The organism is Staphylococcus pasteuri (assembly GCF_030547725.1).
GTDB lineage: Bacteria > Bacillota > Bacilli > Staphylococcales > Staphylococcaceae > Staphylococcus > Staphylococcus pasteuri.
Genome location: NZ_JAUOQO010000203.1, coordinates 1 through 296, shown reverse-complemented (window position 1 = coordinate 296; position 296 = coordinate 1). Strand labels below are relative to the sequence as shown.

Annotated in this window: 1 protein-coding gene; it reads left to right on the top strand. The window is 39.9% G+C overall.

The window, feature by feature from the left end; translation table 11 throughout:
• The coding region (locus tag Q4528_RS13400) for an HAD hydrolase family protein (RefSeq protein WP_303522008.1) at positions 1-296 on the top strand (296 nt) is incomplete at both ends.

Below are 296 nucleotides of genomic sequence, written 5' to 3'. Positions count from 1 at the left end.
ACACAACCCATGGACAGACATTGAATCATCAATTAATGGCATGGACGTAAAAGAAATTGATTTTGCTAGTTTAGATGCCAACGATGCATTAACTAAAATTATGTTTGTTGCAGAAGAAAGTGTATTAGACGAAGCAATTGCTAATTTACCTGCAGAGTTACGCGAGCAATACACCGTGGTTCGTAGTGCGCCTTTCTTCCTAGAGTTCTTAAACATTAACAGCAACAAAGGTGTGGGTGTAGAGCAGCTTGCCAAAATACTAAACTTGGATGCTTCTCAAGTGATGTGTGCAGGTG